Origin of the sequence: Bacillus sp. RB3 (genome assembly GCF_030164735.1) — a bacterium.
Taxonomy (GTDB): Bacteria; Bacillota; Bacilli; order Bacillales; family Bacillaceae_G; genus Bacillus_A; species Bacillus_A cereus.
This window is the reverse complement of the sequence record NZ_JASNGE010000004.1, coordinates 97100-112521: the sequence shown is the minus strand read 5'-3', so window position 1 is coordinate 112521 and position 15422 is coordinate 97100. Positions and strand designations below refer to the sequence as shown.

Here is a 15422-nt window from a genome sequence, read left to right as displayed (position 1 = left end):
CTACTGAAGAGCCTTGTAGGTATTTTGTCTACAAGGCTCTTTTTATTTTCGGCTTAGGGGAATGAAATAGGCATACATTAGAAGGGGAAAGGTGTGAAAATTTAGATGACAAAATGGAAACGGGCAAATCCAAATGGAACGAGAGATTATTTATTCGAAGAATGTACGTTAATTGAAGAAGTAGAACAAAAATTAAGGCTTACTTTTTTAGAGAGAGGTTATGAAGAAATAAGAACACCTACAATTGAATTTTATGACGTTTTTGCATTTCAAAATAGACCGATAGATGAAGAGAAGATGTATAAATTTTTTGATGAAAAGGGAAGGATTATCGTTTTACGTCCAGATATGACAATTCCTTTAGCGAGAGTTATTGGAACACAGAGATGGGATACGCCACTTAAAGTGACGTATAGCGGGAATGTATTTCGAGCGAATGAATCCCATTCTGGAAAATATAATGAAATCGTACAAAGTGGTATTGAAGTTATCGGGATTGATAATGTAAGAGCTGAAATTGAATGTGTAATAAGTGTCATTCAAGCACTTCAAAAGTTGAAGGTGCAATCTTTTACAATTGAGATTGGGCAAGTACAGTTATATAAATGTATTGTAAAAAAACTCTCCATCCATGATGAAGAAGAAAGGGTACTTAGAACGTATATAGAAAGTAAAAATTATGCAGCCCTCTCAAATTTTATCGGAGAAAAGAAATTAAATCGATGCGATGAGACAGTAAGGTTACTTGAGAAATTGCCAAGGCTATTTGGAAATTTAGAAGTTATTGAGGAAGCAGAAAAGCTTGCTTCAAGTAATGAAATGAAAATGGCAATTGCAAGAATAAAAGAAATGTATGAAACAATTGAAACGTTAGGATATGGTTCTTACATATCAATTGATTTGGGCATGATTCAACACTTAGATTACTATACGGGTGTTATTTTCAAAGGATATATATATGAAATTGGAGAAGAAATCGTTAGTGGCGGAAGATACGATGAGCTAATTGGCAATTTTGGAGAAATGCTGCCAGCTGTTGGACTCGCGGTACAAGTAAATCAAATTGTGAAGGCGCTGCAAGAGCAGCAAGAACCATATGAACGAAATCAAATTGATATTGTGATTCATTATGAGTTAAATAGATTAGCGGAAGCAGAAAGGCTACGAAATTTACTTCGAAAGGATGGGAAAAATGCTTGGTTATCTCTATTCTCTAATTTAAGCGATACCTTTCAATTCGCAAGAAAAAATAAAATAGGAACGGTCGTTGAGGCAAAGAATGAATACTTAGTGGAATATGTATGGAATGAGAAATGGGTAGTCCAGAAAGAAGGAGAGGCTTCATGCGTAACATTCAAATTGCGTTAACGAAAGGAAGATTAGAAAAACATGTCATTCCACTTTTTGAGCAGATTGGAATTGATTGTTCCGAGCTCAAAAATAAAGGTCGGAAGCTTGTATTTCAAAGTAAAAATACAAATATTTCATTTATTTTAGTAAAAGCGGTTGATGTTGCTACTTATGTAGAACATGGGGTAGCTGATATTGGCATCGTTGGAAAAGATATTTTAATGGAAAACGAGAAAGATATTTATGAAATGCTGGATTTAGGAGTGGGGATTTGTAAGTTTTGTGTTGCTTCTATTCCTACGTATAATCCGAAGAGTTACCGGAAGAAAAGAATCGCTACGAAATACCCACATATTACTTCTACTTATTTTCATGATAAGGGAGAGGATGTAGAAATTATTAAAATAGAAGGTTCTGTAGAAATCGCTCCTCTTCTTGGATTGGCAGATGCGATTGTAGATATTGTTGAAACAGGAAAAACATTACAAGAGAATGGACTCATTGTATTTGAGGAAATGTACTTTATATCGGCTCGGATGATTGTAAATAAGGCAGCCTTAAAAACTAAAAAAGACGAAATATTCAGTATTATAAATATGATGGAGCAAGAAATCTTATCAGGGAAATAGGAGGATTTAAAATGGAAATCATTTATGAAGACTTTAAGGAGGCATTATCTAAAATAAAAGTGCTAAGAGAAAACGCTAATATAATAGAAGAAACTGTTCAAAGAAGTGCAAGAGAAATCATTAGACATGTAAGGGAAGGGAATGATGAGGCTTTATCTTTCTATACAAAAAAGTTTGATGGTGTAGAGATGAAAGATTTTCGTGTAAGTGAAGAAGAAATACAGCAAGCGAGTATGTTTGTAGAGAATTCATTTTTAGAAGCTTTAAAAGAGGCGAAGAAAAACATTGTTTCGTATCACGAAAAACAAAAGAAGTATTCAATCTTCGATTGTGAAAGTAAAGGCATAATTAGAGGGCAGCTTATTCGGCCATTAGAAAATGTAGGTGTATATGTACCAGGTGGGACAGCTTCATATCCTTCTTCAGTATTAATGAATGTATTGCCGGCGAAACTTGCAGGTGTGAAAAAAATTGTAATGGTAACACCGCCGAGGAAAGGGGGAATTGATCCTCATATATTAGCTGCTGCAAATCTTGCGGGAGTAGATGAAATTTATACGATAGGTGGCGCACAAGCAATTGCTGCTTTAGCATACGGGACGGAATCGATTCCGAAAGTGGATAAAATAGTTGGACCGGGAAATTTGTACGTCGCTCTAGCGAAACGAGAAGTATACGGGATAGTAAATATCGATATGATTGCTGGTCCATCAGAAATTGTAGTTGTCGCGGATGAAACAGGTAATGCAAAATATATCGCAGCGGATTTATTATCGCAAGCAGAGCATGATGAGAGAGCAACGGCGATTTGTATTACAACGAATATGGAACTAGCTAAAGAAGTAGAAAAAGAGGTAGAAAGACAGTTAGAAACGTTACCAAGAAGTGAAATTGCACGTGAATCAATAAATAGAAATGGAGCCATCTTTATCGTTGCTTCTTTAGAGGAGGCACTAAAGTTATCAAATGAAATTGCTCCAGAACATTTAGAGTTACATATAAAAGAACCGATGAATGCTCTAGATTATGTGAAACATGCAGGCTCTATTTTCCTTGGGCCATATGCACCTGAACCGCTCGGGGATTATTTGGCGGGACCGAATCATGTATTACCAACGAGCGGAACGGCAAGATTTTTTTCTCCGTTATCAGTCGATGATTTCGTGAAAAAATCAAGTTTTATTTCTTATACAGAGGAAGCATTAAAAAATGTACAGCATCATATTGTAGAGCTTGCAAATAAAGAAGGGTTACATGCACATGCGAGAGCAATCCAAATAAGGTTTGAGGAGGAAAAATAATGCGTCAGTCCAGTCAAGCACGTGAGACGACAGAAACAAAAATTAAATTAAGTTTGCAGCTTGATGAAAGTACGAGTGTATCTATTCAAACGGGGGTTGGTTTTTTCGATCATATGCTGACTTTATTTGCTAGACATGGAAGATTTGGATTGCAAGTTGAGGCAGAAGGTGATGTATTTGTCGATGCACATCACACCGTTGAAGATGTTGGAATTGTACTCGGAAATTGCTTGAAAGAAGCATTGCAAAATAAAGAAGGAATTAATCGTTACGGTTCCGCGTATGTACCGATGGATGAATCTTTAGGATTTGTTGCAATTGATATAAGTGGACGCTCATATTGTGTATTTCAAGGGGAATTAACAAATCCGAAGCTCGGGGATTTTGATACAGAATTGACGGAAGAATTTTTTAGAGCAGTTGCACATGCTGCCAATATTACATTACATGCGCGCGTTCTATACGGAAGTAATACACATCACAAAATTGAAGCATTATTTAAAGCTTTTGGTAGAGCGCTTAGAGAAGCGGTCGAAAAAAATGCCAACATTACTGGTGTAAATTCAACGAAAGGGATGTTGTAATTGATTGCCATTATAGATTATGGAATGGGGAATATTCGCAGTGTAGAGCAAGCATTAAAATATATTGAGGCAGAGTACATTGTAACGAGTGATAAAGAAGAGATATTGAGAAGCGATGGCGTGATTCTACCGGGAGTAGGTGCATTTCCGAAAGCGATGGAAGTATTAAAAGAAAGAGATTTAGTGTGTGTACTAAAAGAAGTTTGTGACATAGGAAAACCACTCCTCGGTATATGTTTGGGCATGCAACTTTTATTTGAACGAAGTGAGGAACTAAAAGATTGTAGCGGGTTAGGTTTACTACCAGGTGAAATTCGGAAGTTAAAAGTTTCGTATAAAATTCCTCATATGGGATGGAATGAATTAAGGAAGGAAAGAGAATTTCCGCTTTGGAATGGATTAGTGGATGGTTCTTTCGTGTATTATGTTCACTCATATTACGCGGATTGTCCAGATGAAATTGTATGCGGAGTAAGTGATTATGGAATGCAAATACCAGGGTTTGTCGCGAAAGGAAATGTATTTGGTGCACAGTTTCATCCAGAAAAAAGTGGCGAAATTGGCATGCAAATATTAAAAAATTTTCAAGGAGTGGTAGAAGCATGGAAATCTTCCCAGCTATCGATTTAAAAGAAGGGCGATGCGTTAGACTTTATCAAGGAGAGTTTAGTAAAGAAACGGTGATGAATGAAGATCCGGTAGCGCAGGCAATCATATTTGAAAAGCTTGGAGCGGAAATACTACACATTGTTGATTTAGACGGTGCAATTGCTGGCGAGTCGTTAAATTTGCCCGTCATTGAAAAAATCTGCAAGGCGGTACGTATTCCTGTGCAAGTGGGAGGAGGAATTCGTTCACTTGTAACGGTGGAGAAGTTATTGTCAGCAGGTGTAGAAAAAGTGATTTTAGGAACAGCAGCTCTTTATGATAAGTCATTTTTAGAGGAAGCAGTTCGTCTATATAAAGAGAAAATCATTGTTGGAATTGATGCGAAAAATGGTTTCGTAGCAACGAGAGGTTGGCTTGATCTGTCTGAAATTTCTTACGTTAGTTTAGCGAAACAAATGGAAAGTTTAGGTGTTCAAACGATTGTGTTTACAGACATTTCGAAAGACGGGACGCTTGCAGGTCCAAATTTTGAACAATTAGCGATACTTCAAAAAATTGTGGGCATTCGTCTCATCGCCTCTGGAGGAGTGGCATCTATTCAAGATGTGAAAAAGTTAAATGATATGAATATATATGGTGTCATAATTGGAAAGGCGCTTTACGAGAAAACGATTGATTTAGAAGAAGTGTTACAGGTAACGAAGTTATGTTAGCGAAACGAATCATTCCATGTCTAGATGTGAAAGAAGGGCGAGTCGTAAAGGGTGTAAATTTTATAGGATTACAAGATGTCGGTAATCCGGTTGAAATAGCTGAAGCATATAACGAGGCAGGGGCAGATGAAATCGTATTTTTAGATATTACAGCGACTCATGAAGGAAGAAAAACGATTATAGATGTTGTAGAAAAAACAGCAGCTAAAGTATTTATTCCTCTTACGGTTGGCGGGGGGATTTCAAGTGTGAAAGATATGTACAATTTACTAAGAGCTGGAGCAGACAAAGTTTCAATAAACTCAGCGGCAGTGCGAAACCCGAAGCTTATAGAAGAAGGGGCAGAACACTTTGGATCACAATGTATTGTCGTGGCAATTGATGCTAGAAAAGTAGCAGAAGGTAAATGGAACGTATACGTCAACGGCGGAAGAGTTGACACAGGAATGGATGCCATAGAATGGGCGAAGCGTGTTGTTAAACTTGGGGCAGGTGAAATTTTGTTAACGAGTATGGATGCAGATGGAACGAAAAGCGGATATGACCTTCGTTTAACAGAAGAAATTTCAAAAAGTGTTTCCATTCCAGTCATCGCATCAGGGGGCTGTGGTCATACGGATCACATTATAGAAGTTTTTCAAAAGACAACAGTTGATGCAGCGTTAGCGGCATCCATCTTTCATTATGGTGAGGCGACAGTGCAGAGTGTAAAGCGAAAATTAAGAGATGCAAATGTTGAGGTGCGGTTATGAAACCTAATTTTTCAAAAGGATTAATACCAGCAATTGTCATCGAAGAAGGTACGAAAGAAGTTTTAATGCTAGCTTATATGAATGAAGAAGCATATGAAAAAACGTTAGAGACGAAAAGAACATGGTTTTATTCTCGTTCGAGGCAGTCGTTATGGAATAAGGGGGAAACATCAGGGAATCTTCAATATGTGCAATCTTTATATTTAGATTGTGATCAAGATTCAATTGTTGTGAATGTGAAACAAGTAGGACCTGCTTGTCATACGGGAGAGAAGACATGTTTTCACTATCAAATTATATAGGGGGATACATATGGAAAATGCCTTTAAGTTGCTGTATAAAACAATTGAAGAACGAAAGGAAAGCCCACTTCCTGAATCGTATACAAATTATTTATTTTCAAAAGGAGAAGATAAAATTTTAAAGAAAATTGGTGAAGAGTGTGCTGAAGTAATTATCGCATGTAAAAATAATGATAAAGAAGAAGTAGTGAAAGAAATGGTTGATGTATTTTATCACTGTTTCGTTTTATTAGCTGAAAAAAATATTACATTGGAAGATGTCATGCGGGAGGTGAAAGAACGAAATGGAAAGCTTTCGAGAGTTGGGGATAGAAGGGAAATAGATACATTATAAGGGGGAATGTATATGAAAGTAGATTATCATCTTCACTTAGAAGAAGGACCGTATTCAATAGGATGGCTTGCTAAAATAAATGAAGCGCTGGAACGTTATGAACCGCTTCAAGAAAGGCATTCTATTGATTGGCTTATGAAAACACAAGAGCGTTTGCAAAAGCGTGTGAAGGAAGGGCCATTTACAACAGAATGGATGGACCTCTATTTAGAAGAAGCTGTGCGAAAAGGTATAACAGAAGTTGGGATTGTTGATCATTTATATCGTTTTCATGAAGCGAAAGGATATTATGAAAAATATGTAGATATTAGTGATTCTAAGCTCGGTCGTATACAGAAGGAATGGTTAGATCAAGTAAGGGTAGTTTCACTGTATGATTTTACAAAGGTCATTGAAGAGGCGAAAGAACGATGGAGTAAAAGAGGTGTCACACTTAAACTTGGAATTGAAGCGGATTATTTTATTGGTTGTGAAGGAGAGTTAAAAGAATTATTAGCGCTAGGAGACTTTGATTATATAATTGGTTCCGTTCATTTTCTAAATGGCTGGGGATTTGATAATCCAGATACGAAAGAATATTTTGAGAAGCATGACCTACGCGCATTATATGATATGTTTTTTAAAACAGTTGAGAGTGCGATTCGTACCGAGTTATTTGATATTATCGCTCATCTTGATAATATAAAGGTATTTAATTATCGATTGGATGAGAATGAACAGCTTTCTTATTATGAGGAAATTGCCTGTGCGTTAGTAGAAACGAATACGGCAACAGAAATAAATGCAGGATTATACTATCGTTATCCTGTTCGTGAAATGTGCCCAAGTCCACTATATTTACAAGTATTAGCTAAGTATGGTGTTCCAATTACGATTTCTTCGGATGCCCATTATCCAAATGATTTAGGGAATTATGTACAAGAAAATGTACAAACATTACTAGCTCACGGTGTTACTCAGGTTGCAACATTTACGAAGCGAGCAAGAGTAATGAGGTCGCTTGAAGAAGAAGTAACAAATTCAAAATGAAACGCAATTTTTTGATGAAAACCGTCCTTTTTGTCCAAAATAAGAAAGAATGAAAAGGAGGGTAAGAAATGGCGAAACAACAAAATAAACAAAATGTACAAGGTGCACAGCAACAAGCTTATACTTCTGAAACGAATGCTGAATCTCAATCGGTTATTGAGGAGCAAATTAGCGATACGGTTGCAGAAGGAACGATTGATGTGAAGCTTGGAAAAGAATCGCAGGAAAAAGCGTAAGAAAAGGGGAGAGTTGCATCTCCTCTTTTTTCATGGAAAAGTGTCGATTTTTAAAACTATAATCAAATTCCTTGGTTTTTATATGTGGATTTCTTACAATGAAATATAAGAGATATCTTATTTTCTATAGAAGAGGTGTTAGTAGTGGCAAAAATATTAGTAGCGGGAAAAATTCCGGAAATTGGATTAGAACTATTAAAAGATCATGATGTAGAAATGTACGATAAAGAGGAGTTAATTTCTATAGATGAATTAACAGAGCGTGTAAAAGATAAAGATGCATTGTTAAGTTTACTTTCGACAAAGGTGCCAAAAGAAGTTATTGATGCAGCGCCTCATTTAAAGATTGTTGCAAACTATGGTGCTGGTTACGACAATATTGATTACAAGTATGCGGGCGAAAAAGGAATTGCAGTTACGAATACACCGAAAGTATCAACGGAAGCGACTGCAGAATTAACATTTGCACTTCTTTTAGCAGCGGCGCGTAGAATTCCTGAAGGGGATACGTTATGTCGTACGACTGGATTTAACGGATGGGCACCGTTATTTTTCTTAGGACGAGAAGTTCATGGTAAGACAATCGGAATTATAGGTCTTGGAGAAATCGGGAAGGCTGTTGCAAAACGTGCGAAAGCATTTGGAATGGATGTTTTATATACAGGGCCAAATCGTAAGCTTGAAGCTGAAAGTGAGCTGGGGGCAACGTATGTGATGTTGGAAGAATTATTACAAACAGCAGACTTTATTACAATTAACTGTGCTTATAATCCAAATTTACATCATATGATTGATGAAGAGCAGTTTAAAATGATGAAGAAAACAGCGTATATTGTAAATGCTTCACGTGGACCAATTATGAATGAAGCAGCACTTGCTCATGCATTAAAAACGAATGAAATTGAAGGAGCAGCTCTTGACGTGTTTGAATTTGAACCGAAAATTACAGAAGAGCTAAAAGAATTAAAGAATGTAGTACTTGCTCCACACGTAGGGAATGCAACATTTGAAACTCGTGATGCGATGGCTGAAATGGCTGTCAGAAATATTTTAGCTGTATTAAACGGCGAAGAGCCAGTAACACCTGTAAATCAAAAGGTATTAGTTACAAAATAAAAAGAAACCTTCCGGACTCGGAAGGTTTTCTTATTTTTCTTTATTCGCTTTTTTAGACGGTCTTTGTCTAATGAATTGAGATAACATGTACAAAATATATAGTGGAATGGCAATAAATAAGAAAACAGAAAAATTTCCAAATCCTGTTTGATACATTGTAATAATGATTCCAACTAAAAATAGTGTAATAATGATGCTATATCGTGGAATTGGTACATCTTTTAAACTTGGGATACGAATGCGGCTCACCATTAAAAATGCGAACGTTACAAATACGGTAATAAGAACGATTTTTGGAATGGTATGTGAAAATAATGTTAAGAAAGCAACAAGCCCTCCCGCTGCTGTAATCGGTACTCCAGTGAAATATTTCATTGAAGTAGAAGATGGTGTTACATTAAATCGTGCTAAACGATATGCTCCGAAAAGAGGGAATAATCCCGCTATGTATAATCCGATGATTCCGTAGTTTGAGAAAGATGTGTAATACATTAAAACAGCTGGTGCTGCACCAAATGTTACGACATCTGCAAGCGAGTCGAGCTCTTTTCCCATTTGTGAATCAACACGTAATAAACGAGCAACACGACCATCAAGACTATCTAACATCATCCCGATAAGTACTAAAATAGCAGCTGATTTATAATATCCTAAAGATGCATAGCCGATTGATAAAAATCCGCTATATAAATTTCCGAGCGTAAATAAGTTTGGAATAGCTGCTCTATACAAAATCTGATCCCTTGCTTTCTGTAATAAATTCTTAATTAGTGTATGAAAGTTTACTTATTTTATCATACCATAAATTTATTCCTCATACGAAAGAAATTACCAATTTGTGAAAGATTTCATAGAAGGATGGTTTGAAAATTAAGTGCAAATACAAAGAGGAAGCAACTTGTATAAAGTTGCTTCCTTTACTATTCAAATTTCGTTGTCATCGTTCCAGTTTTATACCGATTATTAGGATCGAAGCGTAATAAATCTCCATAAATTAATTTGTCGGAGAGTTTTAATTCTGTTTTTGCTTTTTCAATATACGGCTGACATAGCGTCATGTCAGCTTCTTCACCCGTATTTCTTTTGTAACACATATTTTTTGTATAAACATACTCTTCAGAAACAAAGCTACCATCACGCATTACCATAAGCGGGTCTTTCTCTTTAATAAATAAGTCAGTTCCAAATTCAACGGATTTATTTGTTTTAATACCAAGTAAATGAAGGAGCGTTGGCTTAATATCAATTTGACCGGATACTTTAGAAACAACTTTTCCTTCTTGACCAGGCACATGAATAATAAGAGGGACTCGTTGTAATTGCATAGAATCGAATGGTGTAATAGTATCTTTTCCTAGGAACTGTGCCATAGCTGCGTTATGGTTTTCGGAAATACCGTAATGATCACCATAGATGACAATAACGGAATTATCATACAATCCTTCTTCTTTTAATTGTTTAATAAATAATTTAAGAGCTTCATCTGTGTAACGAACAGTTGGGAAGTAGCGGTTTACAACACCACTTTCCGAGTTGAATTCATCAACATATTGATCTTCCGGATTTAGAAGAAACGGAAAATGATTTGTTAATGTAATAAATTTTGTATAGAACGGTTGCGGTAAAGATTTTAACTTTGGAATAGATTGTTCAAAGAACTCTTTATCTTTTAATCCCCAACCGACAGACATTTGCTCCGTTCCTGCGTAATCATTTAAATTAAAGTAACGATCATATCCAAGCGCAGGATACATTACATCCCGATTCCAAAACGTTTTATCATTTGAATGGAAGACGGCAGAAGAATATCCGTATTTCTTTAATTGTTCTGGTGTCGCTGTGTATTCATTTGTTGCATGAGTAAAGAATACAGAACCACGATCTAGCGGATAAAGTGAGTTTTCAACGATAAATTCAGCATCAGAAGTTTTACCTTGTCCAGTTTGATGATAGAAGTTATCGAAATAGAAACTATCCTTAATAAATTCATTTAAAAATGGTGTAATTTCTTTTCCATTTATTTTTTTATTAATAACAAAGCTTTGTGTAGATTCCATTGAAATTAAAATTACATTTTTACCTTTTGCAGCTCCAAATAAGTTTTTATCAACTTGTTTGTCTTTTGAGTCTGTATAGTTTTTAATTTCAGAAAACCCATCCCCACTTGCAAATACACGCTCAGCTGAGGACTTGGATTGAAGCGTAATATCAAATAGATGATATGTGTATAAACCTAAATTCTTCACGACAGTTTGACGGTCAAATGAGCGTGAGAACATTTGTGGTTTATAAATAACTGATACAACAATTTGTAGTGCTAATAAAGCTGTTACACCGCTAAAGAAAGTTCGCTTCTCTGAGCGGGAAAGTGGTGTTTTGTCGCCAAATGATGGGAATTTACGCGAAATAAACATTAAAATAATTGCATCTGCAAATAAAAGTAATGTTTTGTACGTAAAGAGTTCTTTTATACTTGTCCCTAAATCAGCCATATTGTTTGTTTGGAATAAAACTGGGAAAGTAACGAAATCGTTATAGAACCCATAAAACATTGCGTTTCCAAATAAAATAAATGACAGTATAAAACTGATTCCAATTATAATTCGGTTTCGGTGCTTAGATGCAAGTAAAGCTAAGCCGAAAAATAAAAGTAACGCAGCTAGTGGATTGATAAAAAGCATGAATTCTTCAAAGAAATTATCAATTTTAATATCAAATGCTAGCTTGTACACAATATATGTTTTAATCCATAGTAAAACGACTGCAACGAGTGCAAATCGCAGTTTTGGAAACAGATGTTGTAGCATAATATACTCCTCTCCTAAAAAGCATGACAGTTCTTGAGAGTCAGTTTGCTTAACGACTCATTTTATATATACGAACAGTCCTTTGTTATTATGATTATTATACTATGAGTATCATTATACGAAAATAAAAGAAGGTTGTGGGCTTTTTTATAATAATCGAGTAGAAAAAGAGTGGTGGGAGACAATAAAACAGAATTTCTATGTATGATAATTATCGTACGCAGAAAGAATCGCGTGATAATACGGAGGTTATAATGCGAAAATTATTATATTTTATAGCATGCAGTAGTGTTATACTTTTTACTTCACCGAGTGTGTCGGTAGCCCAATATGATGCATCTCTTATGGAAGATGCACTTTATTCTGTTTTATTTCCAAAAATAAATAAAGCAATTGAAAAACAATATGGAAGTTTGAAACCTTATCAATGTCCTAAAATTATTAGTTTAAAAAAAGTGTATAGCGGTACATATTTATTTCAAGCAAGTATTGAAGTGACAAAGTATGAACGTGTTGCTGGGAAAATTGCTCCACCATTTGAGAAGGTAACGATTACATTTAATAACGAAGAAGGCGAATGGGAAGTAACAAAGGTATTAGTAAAGCGCTTACCAGACGATACGAAATTAAACTGCAAAAAAACAATATAAAAAATTGTTTGACAAATAAAATGGTCCTTTGGTATTGTTAATAGCAACAATTAGATGTTTGAAAATTAAATAGACTTACCTCATCTACTCTCAAAGGTAGAGGCCGCGATAGGAAAGAGTAAGCTATGGGAGATTTAATGGAATCTGTGATCATAGGTTGAAAGGGACTATTGCCGAAATATAAGAATAACCATCTTATTCATATATTGGGACTGCATTGAATAAATGTAGTACTGTCATAAGATTTATTTTATGGAGAGCTATTTGGAGATGTTGATGCGGTTTCTTATTTTGAGGAGATAACAACTCGTTTATTTTTTCAATATATATTTTTCCTAATAAGAAACGCGTGTGAACATTGTTCCGCGCGTTTTTTGTCTATCTAAAAGCGTGCTGCAATGAATAGAAGATTGGGGTTATGAGTTTTAGAGGAAATAAGGGAGGAATTTAAATGTATTTACACGGCACAAGCCGAATTAATGGGCAAGGACACTTAGAAATTGGAGGGTGCGATACGACGCAGCTAGCAAAGCAATACGGAACACCACTTTATGTATACGATGAAGAGTCTATTCGAGGAAAATGCCGAGCATTTCATCGTGCTTTTAAAGAAAGTGGTTTCTCTTATCAAGTAGCATATGCAAGCAAGGCGTTCTTGTGCATGGAGATGTGCCGAGTAGCTCGTGAAGAGAATATGTCATTAGACGTTGTCTCTGGGGGAGAATTATATACTGCGCTCCAAGCAGGATTTCCGGTATCACGTATTCATTTTCATGGAAATAATAAAACAGAAGAAGAAATAGTGATGGCTCTTCAGGCGAATATCGGTTGTTTTGTCGTAGATAACTTCTTTGAATTAGAAGTTTTACACGATTTAGCGATGCAACATGGGAAATTTGTGAACATATTAATTCGTGTAACGCCTGGAGTAGAGGCGCACACACATGAATATATTACGACAGGTCAAGATGATTCGAAATTTGGATTTGGCGTTTCAAACGGTCAAGCAATGCAGGCAATTGGATTTGCTTTACAAAAATCAAATTATAATGTGCTAGGGATCCATTCACATATTGGATCGCAAATATTTGAAACAGCTGGTTTTGTTCGAGCGATTGAAGTTCTTCGCCAATTTTTAGTAGAAGTGAGAGAGCAAACAAACTATGTAGTAAAAGTGTTAAATGTAGGCGGGGGATTTGGAATACGTTACACAGAGTCAGATACACCATTAACTCTTGAGACATATGTGCGAGCTGTAACAAGTGCAGTGAGAGAACAATTTACTGTATGTGAATATCCATTGCCAGAAATATGGGTTGAACCAGGCCGTAGCATTGTAGGTGATGCTGGGACAACACTTTATACAGTTGGATCTGTGAAAGATATTCCTGGTATTCGGAAATATGTATCAGTCGATGGTGGAATGACAGATAATTTAAGACCAGCTTTATATAGCGCGCGTTATGAAGCGATGTTAGCGAATCGAGGGAATGATGAGAATGAGGAACTCGTTTCGATTGCCGGGAAATGCTGTGAGAGTGGAGACATGTTGATTTGGGATATTCATTTACCGAAAGTCGTTGCTTCTGATTTACTAGCAGTTTCCTGTACAGGAGCATACGGGTACTCGATGGCGAATAATTACAATCGGATTCGAAGACCAGCCGTTGTCTTTGCAAAAGGCGGAACATCGCAAGTAGTTGTGGAACGCGAAACATATGAAAATATTATTGGGAACGATCGCATACGTATTAAAGAACTTGTCTAAATAGGAAAAGGAGTTGTTCGTATGGGCAATTCCTTTTTTATAAAATAAAATAATTAAAATATATCGGAAAACTAGGATTGAAAAAAATCAGAATTGTGATAAAATACAAATACAAAGCTTATCAAGAGAAGCGGAGGGAACTGGCCCGAAGAAGCTCGGCAACCTGCTTATAGAAAGCAAGGTGCTAAATCCAGCAAAATGGGATCCATTTTGAAAGATAAGGTAAAATATATTACCGAACAGTCTTTTCGAAATGGGAAAGATTTTTTTTATGAATAAAAAGGGGGGGCTGTTCGCGTGAGTGTACGGGAACATTTTGATGAAGTATCCGAGAAGATTGAAGCGATGCTTGCTGATATGAAATATGGTTCAATTACAATTGTTGTGCAAGATGGAAAAGTAATTCAGTTAGAGAAAAGTGAAAAAGTACGTTTAAAGTGAAAAGCGCTGACTAGAAAAACTAGAGGCGGTTTTAACCTATTTTCATTAGGTTAAAACCGTCTTTTTGCTTTTACAGGGGGAAAAAACATGTTGACGTATGAAACGTGGGAAGAAAATGTTGTTTCATTCTCGGAAGAAGACGAAACAAAAGGCGCGCTATCAGTATTAAAGTGGGCTTATGGAGAGTATAAAGATGAAATTGTCTACGCATGTAGCTTTGGGGTGGAAGGTATGGTATTGCTGCACCTTATAAACCAAGTAAATCCATATGCTAAAGTCGTATTTTTAGATACAAATGTTCATTTTCAAGAAACGTATGAATTAATTCGGAAAGTGCGGGAAAGATTTCCTTCATTGAATATTATAGAAAAACAGCCAGAACTTACACTTGATGAACAGGCGAAGTTGCATGGTGAAAAACTGTGGGAGAGCAATCCGAATCTTTGTTGTAAGATTAGAAAAATTTTACCTTTAGAAAAATCATTAGTCGTGGAAAAAGCATGGATATCGGGCTTAAGAAGGGAACAATCAGAAACACGTAAGCATACAAAGTTTATAAATCAAGATCATCGTTTTCAATCTATTAAAGTTTGTCCACTCATTCATTGGACGTGGAAAGAAGTTTGGCGATATGTATACAAACATAGCTTGCCGTATAACCCGTTGCATGATGTTGGCTATCCAAGTATTGGGTGTGAGAAATGTACGTTACCTGTAGGGGATGGTGGCGATTCAAGAGATGGTAGATGGGCTGGAAAAGTGAAAACTGAATGTGGTCTTCATTACCAATAAGATGAATCT

Annotated in this window: 18 protein-coding genes and 2 riboswitches; of the genes, 16 read left to right on the top strand and 2 right to left on the bottom strand. The window is 36.0% G+C overall.

Annotated features, from left to right (window positions below):
* Window positions 1-105 precede the first annotated feature (105 nt).
* The 12 genes from QO049_RS08065 (at window position 106) to QO049_RS08010 (ending at window position 8955) form a co-directional block, all read left to right on the top strand.
* On the top strand, window positions 106-1368 hold the full coding sequence (locus tag QO049_RS08065; protein ID WP_000170293.1) for an ATP phosphoribosyltransferase regulatory subunit: 1263 nt from the start codon (window positions 106-108) through the stop codon (window positions 1366-1368).
* A complete protein-coding gene (gene hisG / locus QO049_RS08060) occupies window positions 1344-1979 on the top strand; it encodes an ATP phosphoribosyltransferase (protein ID WP_001244487.1) in 636 nt (211 codons plus the stop codon). The genes QO049_RS08065 and hisG overlap by 25 nt, the downstream gene beginning before the upstream one ends.
* Window positions 1980-1990: 11 nt before the next feature.
* Window positions 1991-3280, top strand: coding sequence for a histidinol dehydrogenase (gene hisD, locus QO049_RS08055; protein ID WP_246962389.1), 1290 nt, complete (start codon window positions 1991-1993; stop codon window positions 3278-3280).
* Window positions 3280-3864, top strand: coding sequence for an imidazoleglycerol-phosphate dehydratase HisB (gene hisB, locus QO049_RS08050; RefSeq protein ID WP_001249951.1), 585 nt, complete (start codon window positions 3280-3282; stop codon window positions 3862-3864). Before hisD ends, hisB begins: the two co-directional genes overlap by 1 nt.
* Window positions 3865-4494: an imidazole glycerol phosphate synthase subunit HisH gene (gene hisH, locus QO049_RS08045; RefSeq protein WP_000560336.1), complete on the top strand. Its 630-nt coding sequence runs from the start codon at window positions 3865-3867 to the stop codon at window positions 4492-4494.
* Window positions 4467-5186: a 1-(5-phosphoribosyl)-5-[(5-phosphoribosylamino)methylideneamino]imidazole-4-carboxamide isomerase gene (gene hisA / locus QO049_RS08040; RefSeq protein ID WP_021728360.1), complete on the top strand. Its 720-nt coding sequence runs from the start codon at window positions 4467-4469 to the stop codon at window positions 5184-5186. The genes hisH and hisA overlap by 28 nt, the downstream gene beginning before the upstream one ends.
* A complete protein-coding gene (gene hisF / locus QO049_RS08035) occupies window positions 5180-5938 on the top strand; it encodes an imidazoleglycerol phosphate synthase cyclase subunit (protein ID WP_000880117.1) in 759 nt (252 codons plus the stop codon). The genes hisA and hisF overlap by 7 nt, the downstream gene beginning before the upstream one ends.
* On the top strand, window positions 5935-6240 hold the full coding sequence (gene hisI / locus QO049_RS08030) for a phosphoribosyl-AMP cyclohydrolase (RefSeq protein WP_000803961.1): 306 nt from the start codon (window positions 5935-5937) through the stop codon (window positions 6238-6240). Before hisF ends, hisI begins: the two co-directional genes overlap by 4 nt.
* Window positions 6241-6250: 10 nt before the next feature.
* The gene (gene hisE, locus QO049_RS08025) at window positions 6251-6574 is read left to right on the top strand and encodes a phosphoribosyl-ATP diphosphatase (protein ID WP_000426357.1); all 324 of its coding nucleotides are present in this window, start codon (window positions 6251-6253) and stop codon (window positions 6572-6574) included.
* A 12-nt stretch (window positions 6575-6586) separates the two neighbouring features.
* Window positions 6587-7603, top strand: coding sequence for a histidinol phosphate phosphatase domain-containing protein (locus QO049_RS08020; RefSeq protein WP_000861846.1), 1017 nt, complete (start codon window positions 6587-6589; stop codon window positions 7601-7603).
* A 68-nt stretch (window positions 7604-7671) separates the two neighbouring features.
* On the top strand, window positions 7672-7839 hold the full coding sequence (locus QO049_RS08015; protein WP_001118880.1) for a YozQ family protein: 168 nt from the start codon (window positions 7672-7674) through the stop codon (window positions 7837-7839).
* A gap of 144 nt (window positions 7840-7983) precedes the next feature.
* Complete coding sequence (locus QO049_RS08010) at window positions 7984-8955, top strand: NAD(P)-dependent oxidoreductase (protein WP_001062829.1); 972 nt, start codon at window positions 7984-7986, stop codon at window positions 8953-8955.
* Between the two features lie 30 nt (window positions 8956-8985).
* Here QO049_RS08010 and pssA read toward each other — a convergent pair whose 3' ends face one another.
* Both pssA and QO049_RS08000 read right to left on the bottom strand, forming a co-directional pair.
* The gene (gene pssA / locus QO049_RS08005) at window positions 8986-9687 is read right to left on the bottom strand and encodes a CDP-diacylglycerol--serine O-phosphatidyltransferase (RefSeq protein WP_000285417.1); all 702 of its coding nucleotides are present in this window, start codon (window positions 9685-9687) and stop codon (window positions 8986-8988) included.
* 188 nt (window positions 9688-9875) lie between these two features.
* Window positions 9876-11762 carry an LTA synthase family protein gene (locus QO049_RS08000; RefSeq protein WP_246962391.1) on the bottom strand — a complete coding sequence of 629 codons (1887 nt, stop codon included), beginning with the start codon at window positions 11760-11762 and terminating at the stop codon, window positions 9876-9878.
* Between the two features lie 254 nt (window positions 11763-12016).
* On the opposite strand from QO049_RS08000, the gene QO049_RS07995 reads away from it, so the two are divergent.
* The 4 genes from QO049_RS07995 (at window position 12017) to QO049_RS07980 (ending at window position 15413) form a co-directional block, all read left to right on the top strand.
* Window positions 12017-12412 carry a DUF3888 domain-containing protein gene (locus QO049_RS07995; protein WP_246962393.1) on the top strand — a complete coding sequence of 132 codons (396 nt, stop codon included), beginning with the start codon at window positions 12017-12019 and terminating at the stop codon, window positions 12410-12412.
* An 89-nt stretch (window positions 12413-12501) separates the two neighbouring features.
* A riboswitch (Lysine riboswitch) is annotated at window positions 12502-12683 on the top strand.
* A 180-nt stretch (window positions 12684-12863) separates the two neighbouring features.
* The gene (lysA, locus tag QO049_RS07990) at window positions 12864-14180 is read left to right on the top strand and encodes a diaminopimelate decarboxylase (RefSeq protein ID WP_246962395.1); all 1317 of its coding nucleotides are present in this window, start codon (window positions 12864-12866) and stop codon (window positions 14178-14180) included.
* 115 nt (window positions 14181-14295) lie between these two features.
* Window positions 14296-14404, top strand: a riboswitch (SAM riboswitch).
* Between the two features lie 73 nt (window positions 14405-14477).
* Window positions 14478-14621 (top strand): YezD family protein, encoded by a 144-nt coding sequence (locus tag QO049_RS07985; protein WP_000116158.1) that lies wholly within the window; start codon window positions 14478-14480, stop codon window positions 14619-14621.
* Between the two features lie 87 nt (window positions 14622-14708).
* Entirely contained in the window at window positions 14709-15413 is a 705-nt protein-coding gene (locus QO049_RS07980) for a phosphoadenylyl-sulfate reductase (RefSeq protein ID WP_246962397.1), read from the top strand.
* Window positions 15414-15422: the final 9 nt, after the last annotated feature.

Excerpts from the sequence above, each read along its gene's own strand:
- hisA (WP_021728360.1), top strand. The coding sequence starts at position 4,467 with ATGGAAATCTTCCCAGCTATCGATTTAAAAGAAGGGCGATGCGTTAGA.
- hisE (WP_000426357.1), top strand. The coding sequence starts at position 6,251 with ATGGAAAATGCCTTTAAGTTGCTGTATAAAACAATTGAAGAACGAAAG.
- hisD (WP_246962389.1), top strand. The coding sequence starts at position 1,991 with ATGGAAATCATTTATGAAGACTTTAAGGAGGCATTATCTAAAATAAAA.
- QO049_RS08015 (WP_001118880.1), top strand. The coding sequence starts at position 7,672 with ATGGCGAAACAACAAAATAAACAAAATGTACAAGGTGCACAGCAACAA.
- QO049_RS08020 (WP_000861846.1), top strand. The coding sequence starts at position 6,587 with ATGAAAGTAGATTATCATCTTCACTTAGAAGAAGGACCGTATTCAATA.
- QO049_RS08000 (WP_246962391.1), bottom strand. The coding sequence starts at position 11,762 with ATGCTACAACATCTGTTTCCAAAACTGCGATTTGCACTCGTTGCAGTC.
- lysA (WP_246962395.1), top strand. The coding sequence starts at position 12,864 with ATGTATTTACACGGCACAAGCCGAATTAATGGGCAAGGACACTTAGAA.
- QO049_RS07995 (WP_246962393.1), top strand. The coding sequence starts at position 12,017 with ATGCGAAAATTATTATATTTTATAGCATGCAGTAGTGTTATACTTTTT.
- hisB (WP_001249951.1), top strand. The coding sequence starts at position 3,280 with ATGCGTCAGTCCAGTCAAGCACGTGAGACGACAGAAACAAAAATTAAA.
- QO049_RS07980 (WP_246962397.1), top strand. The coding sequence starts at position 14,709 with ATGTTGACGTATGAAACGTGGGAAGAAAATGTTGTTTCATTCTCGGAA.
- hisI (WP_000803961.1), top strand. The coding sequence starts at position 5,935 with ATGAAACCTAATTTTTCAAAAGGATTAATACCAGCAATTGTCATCGAA.
- hisG (WP_001244487.1), top strand. The coding sequence starts at position 1,344 with ATGCGTAACATTCAAATTGCGTTAACGAAAGGAAGATTAGAAAAACAT.
- hisF (WP_000880117.1), top strand. The coding sequence starts at position 5,180 with ATGTTAGCGAAACGAATCATTCCATGTCTAGATGTGAAAGAAGGGCGA.
- QO049_RS08065 (WP_000170293.1), top strand. The coding sequence starts at position 106 with ATGACAAAATGGAAACGGGCAAATCCAAATGGAACGAGAGATTATTTA.